The organism is Phenylobacterium sp. (genome assembly GCF_035569475.1).
In the GTDB taxonomy this organism is placed as follows: Bacteria; Pseudomonadota; Alphaproteobacteria; order Caulobacterales; family Caulobacteraceae; genus Phenylobacterium.
In genome coordinates this window covers 1-3,845 of sequence record NZ_DATMNA010000013.1, presented here as the reverse complement: position 1 = coordinate 3,845, position 3,845 = coordinate 1, and the positions used below count along the sequence as shown (strand labels likewise).

The following is a 3,845-nucleotide window of genomic DNA, read 5'->3' as shown; positions in this document are numbered from 1 at the left end:
CCGATGAACCCGCTGGGAGCGCCCATGCGCGCTGCGTTCATGCGGGCCCTGGACGAGGTCGAGACCAACGACAACCTCCGCGCCATCGTCGTCACCGGACGGGGCAGGGCCTTTTGCAGCGGCGACGACCTCAAGGATGTCGGCCCCGGCGGCGAGGATCTGGCCGGCTTCGGCCGCCTGCTGGACCGGCTGGACGCCAGCCGCGCCCCGGTGATCGCCGCCGTCAACGGCTGGTGCGTCGGCGGCGGCTTCGAGCTGGCGCTGTGCTGCGACATCCGGCTCGCGTCCACCGAGGCGAAGTTCGTCTGCGCCGGCGTCAACGTCGGGCTGATGGCCTCCACCTATCGCCTTCCGCGGCTGATCGGGGTCAGCCGCGCCAAGGCCATGCTGCTGACCGGCTCGCCGCACGACGCCGAGACCGCCGAGCGCTATGGCCTGGTCACCGGCCTGCATGCCCCGGACGAGCTGCGCGGCGCCGCCATCGCCCTGGCCGAGCGGATCGCCAGCCGCGCGCCGCTGTCGGTGGAGGCCACCAAGCGCACCGCCAGCCGCGCGCCGGACCTGTCGCCCGACGCGTTCAACGCCATGGCCGCGCCGGAGCTCCGGACCCTGCGCCGCTCGGCCGACCACAAGGCCGCCGTCGCCGCCTTCCGCGAGCGCCGCGACCCTGTGTTTACGCGCAGCTAGGAGCCGTCCCACGTGCGCTACGTCCGAATGCCGATCGAGGTGGAGAGCCCGGAGGAGTACGGCTATGCGCGCATCCGCTGGAACCTCTCGGAAAGCTCGGTGGCCGACCAGAAACTGTCGGATCTCGGCCTGACGATCCCCGACATGCCGCTGCTCTATGGCGAGCACCGCGGACGGGAGCGGCTGCGCGACCTGATCGCGGCGGACGGGCAGGGGCTTTCTGCGGCCGACGTCCTGGTGACCACCGGAGCGGCCGGCGCGTTGTTCATCGTCGCCACCTCGCTGCTGGGGCCCGGCGACCACCTGGTGGTGATCCGGCCCAACTACGCCACCAACCTGGAGACGCCGCGGGCCATCGGCTGCCCGACCACGCACGTCGACCTGGCCTTCGAAGACGGCTTCCGGATCGATCTGGACAAGGTGGCGGCCGCCATCACGCCGGCCACCAGGATCGTCAGCGTGACCTGCCCGCACAATCCGACCGGCGTGATGCTGACCGAGGCCGAGCTGAGGGCGCTGGTCGACCTCACGGCCCGTCACGGCTGCCGCCTGTTGGTGGACGAGACCTATCGCGACCTTTCCTTCGACGGGCCCCTGCCGCCGGCGGCGTCGTTGGGCGCGCACGTGATCGGCGTCTCGTCGCTGTCGAAGGCCTATGGCGTGCCGGGCATCCGCATCGGTTGGCTGGCCACCCGGGACCCGGCGTTGCAGGAGGTGTTCCTGGCGGCCAGCGAGCAGATCAGCATTTGCGGCAGCGTCATGGACCAGTGGGTCGCCGAGCAGGTGATGGAGAACCGCGCCGCGATCCTGGGGCCGCGCCTGGCGGAGATGCGCCGCCGGCTGGAGACGGTCAGCGACTGGATGGCCGGCGAGGACCGGCTGGAGTGGGTGAAGCCGGGCGGCGGCGTGGTCTGCTTCCCGCGGATGACCGCCGAGCCGCCGGGCGGGACGCAGGGCTTCTATCGCCGCCTGCTGGAAGACCACGGCGCCTACGTGGGGCCCGGCCACTGGTTCGAGCAGCCTGACAGCTATTTCCGCCTGGGCTACGGCTGGCCGACGGCGGAGGAACTGGGCGAGGGGCTGGCGGCGATCTCGGCGGCCTTGCGCGGCTGAGGGCGCGGCCCGTCCGGCCGAGGCCGGGGCCTCGCGCGGGGTGAACCCCAGATAACGGCGGCCTCAGAACCGGTTCAGCGGCGAGGGCTCTTAATCCAGCGCATAGGCGGTCCGACCCTTCGGCGCCGCCGCAAGCAAGACTGGAGAACGACATGAAAGCCGCCGCAATTTCTGGCGCCGTGATCGCCGCCCTCGCGGCCGGCGCCATGGCCACCCCGACCTTCGCGCAACCCTATGGCTACGCCAACGACTGCCGCCAGGACAGCCGCGGCAACGGCGCCGCCGGCGCCATCATCGGCGGCATCGCCGGCGCGGTGCTGGGCTCCAACCTCGCCGCCCACCATGGCGGCCGCTCCGGCGGGGCCGCGATCGGCGGCGTCGCCGGCGCGCTCCTCGGCAACAGCATCGCGCGCAGCTCCAGTTCGTCCTGCGACTATCAGGGCTACAACAGCGGCTACCGGGCGCCGGCCTACAGCAGCGGCTACTACGCCCAGCCGGGCTACGCCTACGCCCAACCGAGCTACGCCTACGTCGAGCCGACCTACGCCTACACCGAGCAGAGCTACGGCTACGCCCAGCCGGCCTACGGCTACCGGACGCGCGGCGACGACGGCTATGGCCGGGATCGCTCCGACCGCGGCCACGACCGGGATCGCGGCCGTGACCGGGACGGCGACTGGCATTCGAACTACCGCTAGCCGACCCTCCACGACCTGACCGGCGGCCGCATTCACTTCGGTGGGTGCGGCCGTCGCCGTGTCCGGGCGCCTTGCGAACCTTGAGCCTGTGGGCTCATGAAGGCGGCATGGACCGTCTCTTCTTCGACCTGCGCGCCACGCACAACCCGCACCGCTGGTTCATGCCCCTGACGCCGGATGTCTGCGTCGGGCGGCCCGACGAGATGTTCATGTTCGGCGGCGTCGGCCTGGCCTCGGCGATCGGGGCCATGGAGCGCACCACCGGCCGGCCGCTGATCTGGGCCACCGCGCAGTACCTGTCCTACGCCCGGCCGCCCAGCGTGGTGGACCTTGACGTCTGGGTGCCGGCCGCCGGCAAGCACAGCAGCCAGGCCCGGGTGATCGGCCATGTGGGCGACAAGGAGATCTTCACGGTCAACGCCGCGCTCGGCGCGCGGCCGAGCGACCTGTCGCGGCAGTGGCTGGCCATGCCCGACGTCCCGCGCCCCGAGGACTGCGAACCCGGCGAGCATTGGCGCGCAGCGCACTACGGCCTGCACAGCCGTATGGAGGTACGCGTCGCCAAGGGCCACTACGGCTTCGACCGCCAGGGCGCGGCGGAAGAGGACGGCCGGCTGTTGATCTGGGTGCGGCCGCGCGAGCGGTTCGCCATCGACGCCACGATGCTGGCGATCATCGCCGACCACGTGCCCTCGGGCATCGGCAATGCGCTGGGCCAGAACGCCGGGGGCAACAGCCTGGACAACACCCTGCGCATCCGCCGGATCGTCCCCACCGAGTGGGTGCTCTGCGACATCCGCATCCTGGGCGTTCACGGCGGCTTCGGCCACGGCGCCATGTACCTGTTCGCCCAGGACGGCGAGCTGATGGCCACCGCCAGCCAGTCGCTGATCGTGCGGGTGCGGGAAGGCGTGGAGGACCGCTAGACGCGGCTCGGGATCACCACCGGCAGGGTCTCGTAGCCCTTCACGAAGGTGGAATAGACCCGCTTGGGCTCGCCCACGACCTCGATGGTCGGGAAGCGTTTGAGGATCTCTTCCCAGATCACCTTCAACTGCAGCTCGGCCAGGCGGTTGCCGACGCAGCGGTGGATGCCGAAGCCGAAGGAGATGTGGTTGCGGGACCGTTCGCGGTCGATGATGTAGTCGTTCGGCCGGTCGATCACCTCGTCGTCGCGGTTGCCCGAGACGTACCACATGATCACCTTGTCGCCCTTGCGGATGGTCTGGCCGCCGAACTCGAAATCCTGAAGCGCGCGACGGCGCATGTGGGCGAGCGGGGTCTGCCAGCGGATGGTCTCGGAGACCATCGAGGGGATCAAGCCGGGGTTGTCGCGCAGCTTGCGGT

5 protein-coding genes are annotated in these 3,845 nt (G+C 71.0%); 4 read left to right on the top strand and 1 reads right to left on the bottom strand.

Annotation, left to right across the window (positions count from 1 at the left end):
• From VNW53_RS01755 to VNW53_RS01740, 4 genes are all read left to right on the top strand, one after another.
• Positions 1 to 687: enoyl-CoA hydratase/isomerase family protein (locus tag VNW53_RS01755; RefSeq protein WP_325553213.1), on the top strand; the 687-nt coding region annotated here is incomplete at its 5' end.
• 12 nt (positions 688 to 699) lie between these two features.
• Positions 700 to 1,800: a pyridoxal phosphate-dependent aminotransferase gene (locus VNW53_RS01750; RefSeq protein WP_325553212.1), complete on the top strand. Its 1,101-nt coding sequence runs from the start codon at positions 700 to 702 to the stop codon at positions 1,798 to 1,800.
• Between the two features lie 152 nt (positions 1,801 to 1,952).
• Entirely contained in the window at positions 1,953 to 2,498 is a 546-nt protein-coding gene (locus tag VNW53_RS01745; RefSeq protein ID WP_325553211.1) for a glycine zipper 2TM domain-containing protein, read from the top strand.
• Between the two features lie 107 nt (positions 2,499 to 2,605).
• Positions 2,606 to 3,424: an acyl-CoA thioesterase gene (locus tag VNW53_RS01740; protein ID WP_325553210.1), complete on the top strand. Its 819-nt coding sequence runs from the start codon at positions 2,606 to 2,608 to the stop codon at positions 3,422 to 3,424.
• Here the strand turns inward: VNW53_RS01740 and VNW53_RS01735 are convergent.
• Positions 3,421 to 3,845: cytochrome P450 (locus tag VNW53_RS01735; protein WP_325553208.1), on the bottom strand; the 425-nt coding region annotated here is incomplete at its 5' end. The two genes, VNW53_RS01740 and VNW53_RS01735, sit on opposite strands and share 4 nt — an antisense overlap.